Here is a 16816-nt window from a genome sequence, read left to right on the forward strand (position 1 = left end):
CTGCAGCCTCACAGGTCAGAGCATTCCCCCTACCGCAACAAGAATGAGAACGCACACAGGTGCGCGTCTGCTTGCTCGAGGGCGCGGACCAGTTCGGGCAGTCCGTGCGCCAGCGGGGACAGGGCGCGTAGGTCGGTTCCGTTTTCGTCGGCGGCGAGGTGGGCGGCGGTGATCCGGTCGAGCTGCTCGGGCGGGCCGGTCCACACGCTGCGCCAGGCCTCGGTGAGTTCCTCGGGGCTGACGTCGGCCATGCCGCCGGCCAGCAGCCGGGCGCCGACGCGGATCAGGGCGGCGTCGAAGGGGTTGGACACCGTACGGGGTTCGGGCAGGGCGATGCCCGCGGCGCTGGCGTGGTCGCGCAGGAGGCCGTCCAGGTCCCGTCCGACGGCGCGCCGCCCCCGCAGCAGCCGCTCGGCGAGGTTCTGGCGAGTTTCGAAGGCAGCGTCGCTGTCTCCGTGCGGGATCTGAGCGAGGGTGATGCCTGCTTGGCGCAGAGGCAGTTGGATGGTCCGGATCAGTGCCTGGCGCAGGAGTGCGGCGGTCTGTTCGGTGTCGTCGATGGCCCAGAACGTCCAGCCGATCCAGCTGATGCCGCGGCCTGGCCTGGAGAGGGCGGCGAGCCATGCGGTCCGGTGGACGATGTCGGGGCGCAGCGCGCTGGTTGCGGGGTCGGTCCACTGGTCGGTCGGGGCCAGCCAGCGCTTGGCGCGCCAGCGTTCGAGCTGGTGAGGGGTGGCGGTCAGTCCCAGCCGGTCGACCTCGGTGGCCAGGGCGAGTTCCGCGGCGGTGGGCGGGGTGCGGGTCACGGACGCCTCCCGCGGTCCGGGCCGGCGACGGCGTAGACGGCGGTCGCTGTGGTGAGGGCGCTGGTCCATTGCGGGCTCCGGGCGGCCAGCACCGCGGCGGAAGTCACCATCAGCCACAGCAGGATCCTGTGAGCGGCATCCGGCCCGGGCTGTCGCGTTCTGTTCACGGTCGGACTCCTTTGTGCTGGCCCCCGGGTGGGGCGGCGCTTCTATCTGGCCATGCCGGCCGAGCATGGACGGGAAGAACCTCGCGGGGCAGCCCTTCCCGGGTGGGGCGGTAACGGCGGGCTCGTTCGTTGCTGGGCACGGCGGGACCGATCGGGGCCCCGCCGTGCGCAAGGGCGCGCCCTGGTTGACGCGTTGGGCGTTACCGGTGGCGGCGGCGGTCGCGCCACCAGGCGAGCCGGTGCGCGGACTCCTGGGGGAAGACCGACTGGAGGGCGACGACGCCCAGGCCCAGCGCGAGACAGCCGAAGGCCGTGGCAGCCAGCCACCACGGGGCGCCGGTCAGCGCCACGACCATGCCGGTGACGCCGGCGGCCAGGAACGAGATCAGCGGTCGGGACATTGCGAGGTCTCCCCCATTTCAAGTGGGCGCCCTTTGAAGGGTGCGCGGATGTCGTGCCCGGCTTGTGTCTTCGGGCCTGCATCCAGCTCACAGGACAGGGGGTCAGCTTGTGTATCGGTGGGTGTCACATGCGGAAGCCGTACTGGTCGAAGGCGCACTGCCAAGCCTCTTGCATCGCCTGTTCCAGGAGCAGGGTGCTGTGCCGATGGGCCGTGGCGGCCAGCCACTGCAGGAGGTCGGGCGGGGCTCCGGTGACGAGCTCAGCGGCAACCGTTCGTCCGGGCCATCTCCAGGTGGCCCGGCCCACGCCGAACGTCGGCCTCTTGTGCTTGTTGTACTGCAGGGTGAGGCGGTGGAACTCGCGGGCGTTACCGCGGGCCTCTTTCAGCCTCTGAAGGTAGATCTCGCTGGCCCCCGTGTCGGTGACCCGGTCGATGAAGCGGTCCATGTTCTCCAGAGTGATGGCGCGGGCCTCGGCCATGATCCGGTGCTGTTCCTTGGCGGTGATGAAGTCGAAGCGGCGCGCCTTGTCGGCGGGCAGGTCCAGGGCGATCCGCAAGGAGGGCTCCTCGGCGAAGGTGTGGTTCCAGTCGATGAGGAGCGCTTCGATGAAGCCGAGGATTTGGTCGGGGCGCAGCGTGGCGGCCGCCGCGGCCACGGGTTCGAAGCCGGGCACCGGCTGCCATCCCAAGCCCGGCGTGGGCAGGAGTGGCCAGAAGGCCTGCCGACCCAGGTACGGGAAGGCCAGCAGTCGGCCGTTTGCCGCCCAGGCAGAAAACGGCTCGGGCGGTTGACCGGCGGCTTGGGCGGGGGCGTGGGCGAGCCAGGTAGGCGGTGTGCGCAGCAGCCAGCCGGGCGACTCCATCACGCCGGCTGCCGGATCTCCTTTCGTACGCTTGACCAGCCACTCTTCGAAGTACTCAAGGTTCGCCCGGCGCTGAGCGCGCCAGACTGCGGTACCGCCCCGGCCAGTGAAGTCGTAGCTCGTGATTCCGTGCCGCCTGCGCCACCGCCTTTCCTCGCTGTCGTCGGCCTGCAGGAGGTCCTGGTAATCCTCGTTGAACGCCTCGGCCTGGTCGTACAGGACTTGCTCCCAGTGCCTGGCATCGTGGCCGGTGAGGTAGTCACGGGCAAGGCCGGTTGCCTGGCGGAAGCGGTCCGCTGCGTGCCATGCCTCGTCCCGCTCCAAGATTTCCGCGACGCGGAGCGCGTACTCCTGGTCGGGGGTCAGGGGGGCGTTAGACAGGTATAGGTCGGCCCGCACGGCCTCCGCTTCCACCAGCCATGCCTTTTCGGGACCGGTACTGGTTGCGGCCACCGTCAGCCGCCACAGACCGAGGGCGGCGCCGTGCCGCAGCAGGGGGAGCAGGCCGGTGAGGAAGTCGTCCGTGAAGGACTCGGCTGCCGCGATGGCGGTCGTCACTGCGTCGGTGAGCATGCGGCCCTGGTAGTCCCGGTAGGCGCGCGGGTGCTGGCCCGGTAACCGCAGCGAGACCGCGCGGGCCCGCTCCAGCAGGCCGTGCGGCGCCCGCACACGTAGGGGCACGTCTTTCCTTGCGTCGCCCCGCCAGCGCGGCGGCGGGGGGTAGCGCAGCACGGTGGAGATGTGGGTGAGCCGGTCTTCTGGGTGCTTTTGTTCTTGTGCTGTGACGTGTTCGGCGAGCAGTTGGCGGACCGTCTCGTCCCGAGAGGTGCCCCGTCGGGCCGTGATGCGGCGCAGGGCGTCAAGGGCGCAGGGGGCGATGCGCACGTTGGTCTCTGCGTTGACGGACACCTTGTCGGTCCTTGCTGTCTAGAGGTCTCATGCCAGCGACGAGCCCGCGTGATCGTCGCATCGACCACTGGCATGTCGTCTGCGGAGTCCTCGTCGAGCGGTAAGGGCAGTGGTCGCAAGCTGGTGGATGCTTGGCTTACTTGCGGGAGTAGGCGGAGGGCGTGGTGCGGTTGCCGGCGACGATGCCGACGACGACTGCCCGGTCTGTTGTGGCCCCGCGCGGCTGGTGGGTGGTGGTCCAGGCGACTTCGTCGACGCGCAGGTTGCCTTGGGTCTTGTCCTTCGGGGTGAGGTCCAGGACGAGGAGTTGTCCGAAGGGGGCGTTGGTGTTGCTGTACTCGGCGGCCTGGGTGAGGTAGCGGCTTTCGAGGTACTGGGGATCGTTGTCGGTGGCGTCCTGCTTAATCTCGGTGAGGTAGCGCAGGGAGCCGAAGTGGGTCATTACGTCGGCGCGGCCCATGCCCACGTCGTCGGGTTCGACGAGGACGACGTTGTGCAGGGGGCCTTTCTGGAGCCACTGATGGAAGTCACGTTGCAGGTCGGCTTCGACGGGCTTGCGGTCTCCCTCGGGTTTACGCCGGTAGTCGAAGGGGGGTGGTTCGCCCTTCTTGGTGGAGCCGAGGAGGTTGGTGCGGGTGATGTCGGTGCGGCTTTTTAGGAAGAGGAGGGTTTGCTCGACCAGCACGGAGAAGGTCCGGCGGACTTCTCCGGTGAATGAGGGGTGGGCGGACAGCTCGGCCGTGAGCTGGTCGAGTTTGGGCACGATGAGCGGGTCGGTGGCTTTGAGGCGGGCGACGTCGCTGTCGTGGGCGAGGCCTTCCAGTGTGAGGAGTTGCTGGTCGTCGAGTGTGCTGGCGATGCTCAGGGCTTGGTCTTTGAGCTGGAGGAGCAGGGTGGGTGCCAGGCGTTGCAGGCGTGCAAGCGCTGCTCCGCCGGGGTCGTCGTCATCGCTGCCGTCATCGGTGGCGGTGGGGCTGGCGGAGCTCGTCTCGCGCTGGGCTGCGGTCTCGATCGCGGTGAGCAGGGTGCTGGCGGTGGCGGCATCGAAGCTGCGGGCGCCGTGCTGGTCTGTTTCCTGGGTGGCGCGCCGTAGTTGCGCCAGGAAGGCCTGCTGGCGCAGGAAGCTGTCTTCGATCGCGGGCTGGACCAGCAGGGCCAGACCCTGGCCGGTGTCGCCTGCCAGGGGGCAGACGGTGCGGGCGGCGCTGTAGGCGGCGAGGACGGTGTCGAGGGCTTGCCAGGCGTCCATCCAGGCGTCGTCCTGGAGCGTGGTGGCCGCGGCGCGTAATTGCAGGACGAGGTGGTGCCAGGCGATTTCCGCCGAGCGGCGCGGTTGGAGCCATTCGGGCTGGTGGGTGCGGTGGAGCCAGGCCTGGCGCTGGTCCAGGGTGTCGGCGATCTGGTCGGCGGCGTGGTTGATGGCTGCTGCGTCTGCCCGGCCGAAGGCGAGGATGGCGTCGCAGACCGCTGCGTAGGTGAGGGCGTCGTGGCGGGCTTCTTCGGCCTGGGCGGCGGTCTCGAACTGGTGGCGGGCCTGGACGAGGTGGGTGGTGACGGTGCCGATGTCCTGGGAGGACAGGGCGCGGCGCAGCAGGTCGCAGCCGAGTTCGAACATTGCGTCCACGTCGGTGGCTTCGTCGTGGGTGAGTTGCTGCAGCAGGGCGCGTACCGTGTCGGCGAAGGTGTCCTCGTCGGCCCAGCGGTCGAGGGTGAGGCCGAGGAGGCGGGGCAGGCGTTCGAGGAAGTCTTCGGGTCCGTCGGTCGGCACGTCCTCGAGCGTCTGCCACAGTTTGAAGGGGGTGACCGCTTCGGCGACCGCCAGGCGTACGGCGGCTTCGAGGCGGGCGGCGGCCAGGAGTGGTGCGGCCTCGATGCGGTCGGGCAGTCCGTGCAGCAGGGCTGCGGTCAGGGGCTTGCCCAGTGCTTTGGCGGCCGCGGGGCTGTGGAGGAGGGCGTCCATGGCGGCGGTGAGGTGCAGGACGCTGGGCTGTGCGGCGAGTCCTTCAGGGAGTGCGGTGGCCGCGGGCTGCCATTGGGTGTCGCTGCGGTTGTAGGCGTCGGCGACGGCTTCGGCGAGGTAGGGGGCGAAGGGGCCGGCGGCCACGTCGCCGGCCTGGCTGGCGACGGTGTCGGGGGCGAGGCCGAGGGCAGGGAAGGTGATGGGCTGGCCGTCTGCGGCCAGTTCGGTCAGCCGGTTGGCGAGTTGCGGCACGGCAGCCGTCCTTTCCTGCGTGCTTTCGGGTGCGGTATCACCATAGGGAAGCGCCGGGCTCGGCCTGCCGGATGCTGTCGGCGGGCAGGGCTGCGCGGGCCAGGTCGAAGTCCGCGGTGGTGATGACTACCTGCAGGTCGCTCTCGGCTGCGACGGTGGCCAGTTCCTTGAAGAGCTTATGGGCGTCGGCGGACTGCATCTCCTCGGACTTGGGGCTGTCGATCAGCAGCAGGCCGGGGTGGGTGGATACGCCGTTTGCCCGACCGACCCTGAGCAGGGCGATAGCGACCGCGATGCGCAGCCGCAGGCGTGCGCCGGCGGTCTGGTCCTTGAACCATTCCTGCTTGCTGCCGAGGGGGAAGATCTTTAGGCGGGCACCGCGGTCGATCGACACCGACTGAAGGGAGGGAACGCCGAACAGGGTCGCCAGGTCGGCGGTCTCCTCGTTGACCTCTTTGAACAGTGCCTCCGCGGCCGTCTTGCTGTCCTTTTCCAGCAGGTCGGCGGCGGCAGCCAGGACCTTGATGGCCTTGGCCTCGGTTTCGTCCAGGGCAGGTTCCTCGGGCTCGCGGAACACGCTGAGTGCGCCTTCCAACCGCAGCACGTTCTCCTGTGCGGCCAGGCGAGCAGGCAGGTCGGCGGCGGACTGAGCGCGCCGCAGCTGCTCCTGCGCGCCTTCCAGCCGACGTGTCAGGCCATCAACGGTGGCCTCGGCCTGTTCCAGAGCCTGTTTGGCTGCTGCTTCGGCGGCGGTACTCGTCTCCAGCCCTTGCTGTGCCTCGGCCTTGATTTCCTGCGGGTCTTCGTCGTCTCCGGTCACCTCGCGCGCGCACACCGCGCAGGTGTGGGCGTGCCGTTCCTGCTGGCGGCGCGCGTCGTCGATCTGCTGGTCGCAGCGGGGGCAGCTGGTGGGGTTCAGGCCGTGGAAGAGCAGGCGGGCGGTGGCGCTTTCGGTGACGTCGTTGAGGAGCTTGGCGGCCTGCTGGCGTTCGGTGCGCGCGCGACGGAAGACGCGCATGGCTTCGTCCCACGCGTCCTGCGCGTCGGCCAGTGCCCGGGCGAGCTGGACCGCGTCGTGGGCCAGGTCGGTCAGGGAGGCGTCCGCGCCGTCCCCGGGCAGCAGGCGTGCCAGTGCGTCGCGGGCCTGGGCGAACTCGGTTTCGAGGCGTTCGCGTTCGGATGCGCGTTCGGCTGCTTCGGCGGCCGCCACCGCGCGGCGTGCCTTGTCCTCGGCGAGGCGCACGTCGTGCACGGCCTTGACGCGGGTGAGGGCGGCGGCCGCGGGCAGGTCCAGGAATACCTGCAGCAGACGGCCCGGCAGTCCGTTGGAGGTGACCTCGCCCAGCAGTGCCTTGTCACCGCCAGCCGGCAGGTAGACCGCCCCGAAGTAGGCGGGCCACCCGTGGGTCTGGGTGCTGGTCTCCTTGAAGCTGTTGACCAGGGGCTGGAGATCCATCCGCCCCAGCATCAGGCCGGCGATCTGCTCCGCGTAGCTGTCGGTGCTGGAGGCTCGCAGCAGGGCGGTGATGCCCTGGTCCGGGGCGGGGCCTCGTGCGCCGGCCAGTGCGGCCGGGTCGGGGCCGGTCAGGACGACGGCCGCAGTGATCTCCCCGTCGGTGAGGTTCAGGCGGAACGCCATGGGTTCACCCGCGACGGTCGCGTCCAGGTCGACGTGGTGCAGCCAGCTGCGGACACGGCTTTGCATCTCGCTGCGCGGCGTGCCGCGCAGGCACCAGGTCAGCAGTTCCAGCACTGACGTCTTGCCCCTGAAATTCGAGGCGACCAGCGCTGTCAGGCCTTCGGAGAAGGACAGGGTGGTGTCGAAGGGGCCCGGTTCGACGTCGCCGGTGCGTTCGCCGGCCACCCGCAGGCGGTGCACCCGCAGCGACCGCGGGCGTGCTGGGGAGATGACGAGCGGTAACCCGTATGCGGCAAACACGTCGCGGACGTCGTCGACCTTCACGCCCGCCTTGTCCGCGATGCGCGTCTCCAGCAGTGTCTCTTCCTGCACCGTGCTCATGCTCCCCCCGCTCCCTGCACCTGTAGTTGCTGCCGGAATGCCGCCAGCCGGTCGCGCGCCTGCCCGCTGATCGACCCGATCCGGCTCCCCCGCGGCGTGTCGGCGTACTCGCGTGTCAGGTACTGCTGCTTCTTCAGCTCGCTGCCGCTCTTCTCCCCCGCGAGCCGCAGGACGTCCTCGACGCGCTGCACGTAGTAGCCGAAGTCCGGCTCCTGGCGGATGATCTCCCGGGCGACGTGACGGCCGTGCTCCAGCAGGAAGTAGTCGTGCTGGCGCACCCGGTTGACCGTTCCCCGCCGTTTGCGGACCAGCAGCCCGGCGCTGCGCAGCACCGCCAGGGCGTCGTCCAGCCACTCGTAGGCGCCGAAGTGGTGGCGCAGCATCGGATAGCGCCGCACCTCCGGCTCCTCGGAGTCCAGAATGCGGCCGGCGAGGTCTAGCAGCGCTTCCTCAGGCTCGTCCTCGTAGGCCGTCAGCAACTCGTTGGCCAGGTAGTCCGGATTACGCAGCCAGAAGTCCAGCTTCTGCAGCTTGACCTGCGTCCGCATCACGCCCACCGCCCGCTCCAGGCCGGGCACTGCCTTCTCCGCCTCAGTGAGCGGCTCACACGCCCCGTCGATCAACAGCAGCAGGCGCACCGCGTCCTGCTCCCGGCTGGTCACCGCCACCCCCGGCCCCTGCTCCGCCCCCTCGTGATCCATCGCGCCAGAGTAACCAGGCGCACACGGGCCTGACCATGGAGTGACAAGGCGAATGTAAGTACACGGATGCTGCAGAGCAGTCCCACAGGTCACCAAACGGCAGGAACACCCGCGATACGCAGCGCACCGCTCGTACCGCCGCGTCGCGGCGGCATACGGACCGCGACGTTCCCCCGGACCGGCGCTCGCTGGAGTCCACGCCTACACCATGCTCAGTCACCAGGCCGAGCATCTACCTCCGGCCGAACTGCGTACCCAGGCATGGACCTGGGTACGCAGGTGGGCTGCGGCCTGAGGAGATGCAGGGCTGGATCAAAGCCGTCAGCGTAGACGGCGCGGTCGTTTGCCGGGATTGCCTCACAGCAGGCATCGCTCTGTCCGCGCCGGAAGCCGCGTTCGTACGTTCGGTGCGGGGCCGTCCGAACAGGGCGCCTTTGTCGGTGAAGGGTGCGAGCATCCCACCAGGCTTGGGGCGACACCGGCAGAGGGCGTGGGCATGTCGATGAGAAAGGGCCGGGGATGGGTGCGAAGCGGGACACACGGCGAATCCAGACGGCGGTGCTGGGACACCGGGATTCCGACGAGCCGCTGGTGTTACCGCTGGAGGCGTTCGAGTTGGACGTCTTCCGGCACCTGTACCGAGGGGCGACGTTCTGGTGCGGGGTGCTGCTGGGCGGCTGCGGCGGGCGGTTAGCGACGAAGCTGTACACCGACCGGGCCTGCCACTTCGCGCACTACCCCGGCCCTGACGGAGCGTTGACGGGGTGCTCTCGCACCCATGGGGGTGTGGGCAGCGCCGATCACCTGTACCTCAAGGCCGCGACCACCGCATGGCTACGGGAGCAGGGGCGCGGTGCACACTTCCACTTCGCCCGGCACGAAGGCGCGCCGGTCGGGTCCGTGGTCGACATCGACGTCGACGGCGGTATGCAGTTGCGGGTCCACATCAACGGCGAGGTCCCGGTGCGCTGGGACCCCACCGGGCGGACCGAGACGGTCCTCGGGCCGGGGGTGCGGGTGGAGTACGAGACGCTGGCCCGCCGCCGGTACGTTAACCGGGTCCGGTTCTACAGCGACGGCCCGTGCCGCCGGATCCAGATCGGAACCGAAGCACTGGGCCGCGGAACCGAGTGGTTCGCGCTCGAGGACTGCACGATGGCCCCGAACGGGCTGGTGACGCCGGTCGTCGCCGAGCTGCGGCGCCGCTGGGAGCAGTTCGACTCGCCTCGCCCCGGAGCCGCGGCGCCGGGCACGAGCGATACGGCTGCAGGTACCGCCCCTGCGGCGGCAGCCGCCAGTCCTGCGGCCTCGGACGCAGGACTGGGGGAGGTACACCGCCTGGTGCTCCGGCTGGGCAGCGCGCAGCGCGCCGACAATCTGGCCGAAGTCCGCGAGCTGTGCACTGACGGCGACCATCTGCTGGGCCGGCTCAAGGACACGGCCACCCGTGCCAGGCTCCAGAAGGCACTGAGCGCGGCGCAGCGTTGGCAGGAGCAGAAGGACAAGGTGCGGCAACTGGTGTTCGCCCGCCTGCAGGATGCCATAGCTCAACAGCGGGTGGAGGACATCCGCTCCGTGCTGCAGCAGGCCATCACTCTGCGCGGGCAGGGCCACCACCTGTCCGTGGAGGAGGAGGCACTGATCAAGCAGGCCCACTCCGTCCAGCATCGTTTGCCGCGGCCCGGACGCACGGGCTGGATAACGTCGGCACGGTCCGGTTCTCCAGCGGACCGGACTGCACCGTACGGCCGCGAGCCTCGGTCGCGCAGCCGTACCCGGGGGCCGCAGGCAGATGCCGTACCACTCCCGGCCGCCCCGCGACCGCCTCACCGCGTAGAGCGCTCGCAGCAGGAGCTCGAAGCGGTGGCGAGGGCCGTCCGCGGGGCATTGCGCAGGACCGCCCGGCAAGGTGGCATCACCTCGTGGCATACGCTCCGCCGCCAACTGGGCTCCTCACTGCCCCGGCTCACTGCCCCCGATCAGGCGCGAGTGTTGCTCCTAGTCGACCGCACCACCGAGACCGACCAGCCACCCCTGTCCACACTGCTCGCGGCTGGCGACCCCGACGCCGTGGCGGCCTACCGGCAGTCCGCCGCCAACCTCGGTCTGGTCGTTCCTACCCACCCTGACGCCCTGCGCGACGTCCTCGATGCCGACACAGCGCATCTCCACCGCCTATGGCGCGGCCGGTGACAGCCGCAAAGCCGTATCCGGTCGTAGAGCCAGGCCCGCTTCCTGATGTCGCAGCGCGGATCGTTGGGGGGCGCGTCGTGCGTAGAGACGGCCACCACGGCCGTGCTCGGCACAGCGGCGAAGCGATCAGCGGTACGCCACCGGCTCGGCGATCGTCATCGAGCACGACGCGGCCCGCCTTGACTACGACGGCCGCGCGGTAAGCAAGGGCGGCCGAGACCACGACGGTCGTCCTGCCAGCGTCACGGCACGGCGGCCGGCCTGCCGGGTCCCGGTTGCGGAGCGGCGCGAGGAAGCCCCGGGCTGGGTGGGTCGTGCGGTGCGGGCAGGCGCATCGTCCGTGCCAGGTGGTGGTGTATGCGGTCGGCTTCACCGCGTACCTGGGCGGGGACGTCGCCGCGCTCGGCGATGAGGCGGCTGTATATGGGGGTGCCCTGGAACACGGTGGTGTCTGCTCTCTTCGGGGCGGGTGTCGGGGTGCTCAGAGCTGCGGGTCGAGGCCGAACTGTTCATCACGTCGATGAACAGTTCCTGCGCGGTCTCTTGCAGGGCTTCGCCCTGGTCGAGCGGGCAGTGTGGCGGTGACGGGCTGGATCCGGCGGGGGTGGCGGGCGTGGCCGGGAACGTCAGGTGAGCCACAGGGCCGCGCCGCTCTCCCGGAGGCGGAGCCGGTCATGGACGGCCACGAGCATCCCGAGCATGATGCCGGACTGCTCCCCGCGCGCAGTGCCATCCCCGCGCGCCGGGCGCAGAACCTGCCGGTAACAGGCAGGGGCCTGGCGGGAGGGCCTACGGGCACTGCTCTGAGGTGGCGCCGCAGAGTTCGCCCCGGATTTGTGAGCGCTCTCAATTGGCCGACGACCGCCAGGCCCACAGCCAGCGTTCTCCAGTCTCGCCTCCGGCTCACCCTTCTGTGGTGCCGTGTCCGATACCGGCCGAGACGGTCTACCGTGTCGTGTCATGACGGTCTTGGTCATCGGCGGCAGTGGCTTCCTGGGCACCGAGTTGATCCGGCAGGCGGCAATAGCCGGGCACGCTACAGCCGCGACCTACGCGACCAGGCCCGGCACCACGTCCCACGCCACGTGGTACCCACTTGACCTGCGCGATCCAGGACGCGTGGACGCCGTCATGGCCGAAGTCGGCGCGGACATTGTCGTCAACGCATCGAGCGGCAACGCCGACTGGGCGGTAACGGCTCAGGGGCCCGTCCGACTGGCGATGGCCGCGGCGAAGTACGGAAGCCGCCTGGTCCACGTGTCCAGCGACGCGGTGTTCTCCGGCGCCCGAGTCCACTACGACGAGTCGTGCCTCCCTGACCCCGTCACCCCGTACGGAGCGGCGAAGGCGGCAGCGGAGACCGGGATCCTTCTCGTGCATCCGCGGGCCGTCGTCGCCCGCACGTCGCTGATCATCGGCGATGGGGATTCCGTGCATGAGCGCGTCGTGCATGAACTGGCCGCCGGTACCCGCGACGGTGTCCTGTTCACCGACGACATCCGCTGCCCGGTGCACGTCGCCGACCTGGCCGCCGCCCTCCTGGAACTGGCGTGTAGCAACGCGGCCGGCGTCCACCATCTCGCAGGGTCCGAGCCTGTGAGCCGTCACGAGCTCGGCATCCTCATCGCCAGGCGTGACGGCCTGGATGCCTCCCGGCTGCCTACGGGCCTGCGGGCCCACAGCACGCTTCCCGGCGCCCTCGACGTACGCCTCGACAGCCGGGCCACCCAGCGGAGTCTCCGCACCCCGCTGCGCGGTGCCCACCAGTTCTGCACCACACCAGCGTGACCCCCCAGCCCGACACTGCACGTGCCGGTCGCGCCGTGGGGCAGGCGCCAGTCAACGGTGACCGCGGTAAGAGCGTCCGCGCGGGCGTGGCCGCCCCGCCGCCCTGTCACAGCTGGGGGATCTCACCATCCATGAAGTGCGGGTAGGTGGTCCTGGCAGTTTCGGCGCCCCTCCAGCGGCGCACCCCGGCGGTCTCGCCCGCATGCCAGATCGCCTGACCATGAACCCTGCCGCCTCATACCACTCCTCGTCCTCCTGGAACGGGACGGCCGCCGGGGGAAGCGAAACTCGCATCGGACGTAAGCAGCGCTGGCAGGATGGGCCGGGACGGGGCGCCCCGAACCCCGCCCCGTGAGGGGAGAGAACAAGGGCATGCTGAGAGCCGGAACGACCTGCACCGAGGCCATTAATTTCCTGGACAACGATCTCGTGGGCGGGAGCCTCAACGACGTTTCCAACCGGATCCCTCACATGATGAGAACGGGCGCGGAAGCCGAGGCCGAGATGCGGGCCGTGCGCAAGCGGTACGACGAGTGGACCTGGAAGGCCGCCGAGGAGCTCAACCGGCGGTTCAGCGACCGGGAGATCGCGGGACATCTCCGTGCGGGCCGCTACCGGGCTATCCTCACCGCGCCGTTGGACGAGGCCCGGCTGATGATGTACGTGGAACTTGCCGAGCTCCGGGAGTACTTCAGATCCGTGGCCAACAGGGTGCGTGCCATGCAGGAGCGGTACGGGCACGCCGGTGCCGTGCGGTACGCGGTGCTGGACACGAACACCACCCTGCACTTCACGCGGTTCGACAAGGTCTCCTGGCAGAAGGTGTTCGGGAAGGGCACCGCGATCATGGTGCCGCACGTCGTGGTCGACGAGATCGACACCAAGAGCTACCAGACGGGGGACAAGAAGATCTCCCGGCGGGCGCGCGGCGTGTTCCGGTTGCTGGAGTCGGTGCTGGAAGCAGGACCCGAGAAGGCGATCACGGACGACGGAACGCCCGTGTTCATCGCGGCCGATGAGCCTGGGCACGCCCGCCTTCCCGTGCCGGACGACGAGTTGGTGGCCTCGGCACTGCGTCTGTACCAGGCCGTCGCTCCCTCGGAGGTGGTCGTCGTCAGCCGCGACATCGGCGTACGGACCCGCGCCCGCGTCTGGGGGCTGCCTGCGCGGCCCCTGCCCGACAGGTACCTGATTGAGGGTGGCGAACTTCGCCGGCAGGAACTGGAACAGGCCGCCGCCGAGCTCGTGCCGGGCGGGGGCGTGCCGCAGCAGCCCGAACCGAAGGAATTCGCCGCATCCTCGCCACGGCCGGCGGTACGTCAGGCAGGGAACGACTCGTGACCGAACAAAACCGGCAGGGTCGCCAGGAGCGTGCGGACGCGGTGGACCGCGAGCTGGCCGCACGCCTGCTGCCCGACGCCGTCGTGCGAGCGCTGGGCCACTGGTGGGAGGTGAATGCGTCGGTTTACGCGGACGGGACACCCGGCGCGCACACGATCCGCTATAGGCCCAGCCGGTGGGCTCAGATTACTCCCTGGCCAGAGGCGCTGGCGCCCACCTCCGCAGGCGGTGACGCTGCGGTCAGCCGGGCAGAGGTGGTCTCGGCCGTCGCCGACGCGCTGCGGCGCGAGGCGTTCAGGGAGGCACTGGTCGCGACGTATGTGTGGGGCAAGGGAAAGCGCGGCACTCCCGGCGGCAGCGGCCCGACGACCCTGCATAAGATCCTGGCCTTCGACGGCCTGGACTCGGCGCTGGCCACCGCGGTCACCGCACTGCGCGTGCACGGTGCACCACAGGCGTACGCCGCGCTCCAGGGGCAGGTTCCCCGGCTCGGGCCGGCCTTCTTCACCAAGTTCCTCTACTTCACCGGTATCGCCCGCCCGCCCGCGGACCGCGGCCGCTCATCCTCGACCGCGTGCTGTCCAGGCGTCTGCGGCAGCTGGCCGCTGTCGTCGGCCGTGACAGCGGCCACGACGTGGACGGCTCGATCGCTGCCTGGGTGTGGTCGGACGGGAACTGGTCGCCCCACCGCTACCGGGTCTACCTCTCCTTCATGCACGCCGCCGCCGACCAGCTGACCGCAGATGACAGCTGGCCGTCCGGCGCGGCCCCCGACCTCCTCGAATGTGCGCTGTTCACCACCGCCTGGGAGACATCCGGCTAAGCGGCACCGCAACCGGGAGCGGGCAGGGGCGCTGCTGGCGTGCTCGGTGGGCCTGGGCAAGGCATCGGCAGGGCCACCCAGTAACTGGTCCACCCGCGTGCCTGGTTGGCAGTGTCTGTAGGTGGCCTTCGTCTTTCGGTGCTGTGTCAGTGCCGCGTGCCACACTGCCGGCCATGTCGCTCGCTGATCTCACTTTCGACCTGTGGCGGACCTTCGACGAGGTCACCGCCCGGCGGATCGCCCAGAAAGCCGCTGACCACGTGGGCGGCCGACTCTCACACGTCGAAGCCACCGAACACCTCGGCGCCCCGCTGCACCGCGCCCTGGTCGAACGGGGCGGGCAGGAGTTCGCGCTGGTACCCGGAGGCCGGGTGTCCCTGGGCTTCGACCTCAACACCTGGCAGCCGACCCCGCAGCAGGCCGCCGACTACGCCGAAAGCCGGGAGCAGGGCTACGGCTACGGGCCTGATCTGCGGAGCCACCTCGAGCAGATCCTCAGCGCTCCCCGCAGCGTCCACCTGGACACCGTCCTCATGGCCGTGGAAGACGAGACCCTGACCGACCCCCCGGCCGACATACCGGCTGTCCTCTCCGCCCGTGGTCTGCGGATGCCGAGCCCTGACGAGTGGGAACACGCCTGCGGCGCCGGGTCGAACACCCTGTTCCGGTGGGGCGACGACTGTCCCCTCGACCGCATCCCCTACGGAGACGACACCGGCCCGCACAACGAACTGAACGCCTTCGGCCTGCACATCGCCTACGACACCTACCGCGCCGAGCTGACCAGCGATGTCACCGCCGTCCACGGCGGCGACGCAGGAGAGTCGGTGTGCGGCGGCTACGGCCACCTGCTGGCCTGGCTCCCCCTCGCGACCGCCAACCGCAACCCCGAGACGGCCGAGTTCGTGCACGGACCCGACGGAGAAGGCCTGTACGACAACTTCTCCACCCGACCGGTGCTCACGCTCTGAGCAACCGCGCGCGGACGGCCCAGGATGACGACCGCCTCCCCCGGCTAGTGGGACAGATTCGCTCTGCCCGGAAACGCCCACCGGTCCAGCCCCAGTATGTGCCTCTCCCCCACTTTTCGGCCCGTGTTGGCTCTAGGCCCGCCAGCATCGCAGGTGGTCGGACGTGCGGGTGCCGAGCAGATGACATGTCCCGCGGGATGGGACGCAATCGCCGAAACGGATCCGCTTGAAGGGCCGACAGGGGTTGCAGCGAGGTGCAACTGACCGGCTTCGTGCGCCGGTCGCCGCGCGCCGACCTGGAACGGGCCAGGCCGTCTACCGCGAGTCCACAGCCGACTACCTCGCCCGGTGCGGTGGCCTCGCCACTCGAAGCCGGACAACTGGCTCACCTCTTCTGCGAACCCACCTTCTCCACCGCCGCACACGCGTGGGCTGAGGCTGACGCCAGGCGTAGTTCTGGTCGATGTTCAGGGAGGCGCCGGCGGCACGGGCTCGGGAAGGCGGGACGGACACGGACGCTCACCCCGACGACGCCGAACGCCATGACACTCCCCTGCAGACTGGCACTCGTCGGGACTGCTGTCCGCCCTACAGTCCGGGTGCAGGGCCGGTGGGCCCCTGGTTGTGTTGTTCGCCTGGCTGCTGCGCTGGCGGTCCAGGAAGGCCGTGCTTCCTGCGGTCGGGCGCTTCGGGGAGATTTTGCCGCTCTTGCAAAGCAGCCTCCGCTTCTGCCAGTCGGTTCTGCGACTGCCGTGCAATCTCGGCGAACTGCTGCGCCCACTCATCGAACTGGACTCCCCCGAGGGCACTCGCGGGGTTGGGCTGCAGTGACTGCGGGAGTGGTGCCCTTTCCCGGCCGAGCAGTCGGTGGTGTTCGGCGAGCCGGCTGGCAGCGCGGGTCAGAGAGCCAGTCCCGTCGTCGTAGACTGCGGCTTTCTGGGGCGGCGCAGGGACGATGAGGGGCGAGGAGGCGCTGTTCATCTCGTGGGCGGGTCTGAGCCAGTACACCGGTGTCTCCGACGCAGCGACCCGGTCGTCGGGGGCACGGCCGACGAAGAGGTGCGCGGTGTGGTCCTCTTCGCGGTGGATGGCTAGCACGCTCTGAGGGCCGAGTTGGGGCAGCCATCGGACAGCTTGGGCGGGTGTGAGGAAGTGGGCCGCGTTCTCGTCGAGGCCGAAGACGGCCAGGAAGTCGGCCGTGTCCTCGCGCAGGGCTTCGTCATCGATGACGACCAGAGATCGGTGGGTGGCCGCTGCGACGCGAACGCCTGCGGCGAGCAGTACTTCGCGGGCGGCCGTTCCGGGGCTGTAGAGGAGTTGCCCGCCCAGAGTCGAGGCCAAGGCCTCCACACACGCATGCGCGTGCGGCTCCTTCAGAGTGTCCGGATCCAACACTGTCACCTCCGCTATGGGCCCGGCGCGCTACTGCCGGGCGAGTCCAGGCATCGTAGGGCGGTGCGAAGTAGAGACAGCTCCCGTAGTGAGACTCCGTCCCGCAGCATGGGATGTGCGCTCAGCGTGCCCTGGATAGGGGGTGCGCGGAGTGGGAGCGGCCGCGCTGAGAACGTTCGGCGCCGTGTATCACCCTCTGCCCGCTTCGGGTGGGCAATGCCCCGTTC

The 16816-nt window shown here is 69.9% G+C and carries 13 protein-coding genes and 1 pseudogene; 5 read left to right on the top strand and 9 right to left on the bottom strand.

Features of this window, described 5'->3' with window-relative positions; translation table 11 throughout:
• Positions 1-29: 29 nt before the first annotated feature.
• From AMK31_RS38080 to AMK31_RS38105, 7 genes are all read right to left on the bottom strand, one after another.
• Complete coding sequence (locus AMK31_RS38080) at positions 30-806, bottom strand: hypothetical protein (RefSeq protein WP_241842871.1); 777 nt, start codon at positions 804-806, stop codon at positions 30-32.
• Positions 803-973 carry a hypothetical protein gene (locus tag AMK31_RS40825; RefSeq protein WP_158074577.1) on the bottom strand — a complete coding sequence of 57 codons (171 nt, stop codon included), beginning with the start codon at positions 971-973 and terminating at the stop codon, positions 803-805. Before AMK31_RS40825 ends, AMK31_RS38080 begins: the two co-directional genes overlap by 4 nt.
• A gap of 200 nt (positions 974-1173) precedes the next feature.
• The gene (locus AMK31_RS38085; RefSeq protein WP_073945345.1) at positions 1174-1374 is read right to left on the bottom strand and encodes a hypothetical protein; all 201 of its coding nucleotides are present in this window, start codon (positions 1372-1374) and stop codon (positions 1174-1176) included.
• Between the two features lie 124 nt (positions 1375-1498).
• Positions 1499-3148 carry a hypothetical protein gene (locus AMK31_RS38090; RefSeq protein WP_073945346.1) on the bottom strand — a complete coding sequence of 550 codons (1650 nt, stop codon included), beginning with the start codon at positions 3146-3148 and terminating at the stop codon, positions 1499-1501.
• Between the two features lie 136 nt (positions 3149-3284).
• Complete coding sequence (locus AMK31_RS38095; protein WP_073945347.1) at positions 3285-5360, bottom strand: hypothetical protein; 2076 nt, start codon at positions 5358-5360, stop codon at positions 3285-3287.
• Between the two features lie 37 nt (positions 5361-5397).
• The gene (locus tag AMK31_RS38100; protein ID WP_073945348.1) at positions 5398-7380 is read right to left on the bottom strand and encodes an ATP-binding protein; all 1983 of its coding nucleotides are present in this window, start codon (positions 7378-7380) and stop codon (positions 5398-5400) included.
• Positions 7377-8081 (bottom strand): hypothetical protein, encoded by a 705-nt coding sequence (locus AMK31_RS38105; RefSeq protein WP_073945349.1) that lies wholly within the window; start codon positions 8079-8081, stop codon positions 7377-7379. Before AMK31_RS38105 ends, AMK31_RS38100 begins: the two co-directional genes overlap by 4 nt.
• 519 nt (positions 8082-8600) lie before the next feature.
• On the opposite strand from AMK31_RS38105, the gene AMK31_RS38115 reads away from it, so the two are divergent.
• On the top strand, positions 8601-10274 hold the full coding sequence (locus tag AMK31_RS38115) for a hypothetical protein (RefSeq protein ID WP_073945351.1): 1674 nt from the start codon (positions 8601-8603) through the stop codon (positions 10272-10274).
• A gap of 242 nt (positions 10275-10516) precedes the next feature.
• Here AMK31_RS38115 and AMK31_RS41950 read toward each other — a convergent pair whose 3' ends face one another.
• The gene (locus tag AMK31_RS41950) at positions 10517-10717 is read right to left on the bottom strand and encodes a hypothetical protein (RefSeq protein ID WP_073945352.1); all 201 of its coding nucleotides are present in this window, start codon (positions 10715-10717) and stop codon (positions 10517-10519) included.
• Between the two features lie 517 nt (positions 10718-11234).
• On the opposite strand from AMK31_RS41950, the gene AMK31_RS38125 reads away from it, so the two are divergent.
• The 4 genes and pseudogenes from AMK31_RS38125 (at position 11235) to AMK31_RS38140 (ending at position 15197) form a co-directional block, all read left to right on the top strand.
• A complete protein-coding gene (locus tag AMK31_RS38125; protein ID WP_073945353.1) occupies positions 11235-12062 on the top strand; it encodes an SDR family oxidoreductase in 828 nt (275 codons plus the stop codon).
• Positions 12063-12434: 372 nt separating this feature from the next.
• The gene (locus tag AMK31_RS38130; RefSeq protein ID WP_079187119.1) at positions 12435-13403 is read left to right on the top strand and encodes a PIN domain-containing protein; all 969 of its coding nucleotides are present in this window, start codon (positions 12435-12437) and stop codon (positions 13401-13403) included.
• 110 nt (positions 13404-13513) lie between these two features.
• Positions 13514-14226: pseudogene (locus tag AMK31_RS42355) on the top strand (8-oxoguanine DNA glycosylase OGG fold protein).
• 173 nt (positions 14227-14399) lie between these two features.
• Positions 14400-15197, top strand: a complete 798-nt coding sequence (locus AMK31_RS38140; RefSeq protein WP_073945356.1) for a hypothetical protein — start codon at positions 14400-14402, stop codon at positions 15195-15197.
• 588 nt (positions 15198-15785) lie between these two features.
• Here AMK31_RS38140 and AMK31_RS38145 read toward each other — a convergent pair.
• Positions 15786-16589, bottom strand: a complete 804-nt coding sequence (locus AMK31_RS38145) for a hypothetical protein (RefSeq protein WP_143204313.1) — start codon at positions 16587-16589, stop codon at positions 15786-15788.
• Positions 16590-16816 lie beyond the last annotated feature (227 nt).

Origin of the sequence: Streptomyces sp. TSRI0107 (assembly GCF_001905845.1) — a bacterium.
Taxonomy (GTDB): domain Bacteria; phylum Actinomycetota; class Actinomycetes; order Streptomycetales; family Streptomycetaceae; genus Streptomyces.